Genomic DNA, 254 nt, shown 5'->3' on the forward strand with positions numbered 1-254 from the left:
GTGGACCGCCAGCGGTTCATCGCGATGCGGCCGCGGCTCCACCAGCGCGTCGTCGACCAGCACCAGGCGCTGCGAGAGCCGTTCGGCGAGAGCGGAGTACAATCGCAGGCGGACGCGGTCGAGTGGGCGGACGAGGTCGCGTACGCGGCCTCGGGACACCTCCCGCGCGACTTCACGTCGCGGGTCTGTAACCCGATGAGCCAGTGGTGGACCGCCCTCGCGAACGAGCAGACCGCGGTCCTCGACTCGATGCT

General features: G+C 70.5%; 1 pseudogene. It reads left to right on the top strand.

The annotated features are described in order from the left end of the window. Nucleotides 1–254, top strand: a pseudogene (locus EXE44_RS19150) (hypothetical protein); the annotation flags it as partial.

It is taken from the genome of Halorubrum sp. SS7, from assembly GCF_005435055.1.
Classification (GTDB): domain Archaea; phylum Halobacteriota; class Halobacteria; order Halobacteriales; family Haloferacaceae; genus Halorubrum; species Halorubrum salinarum.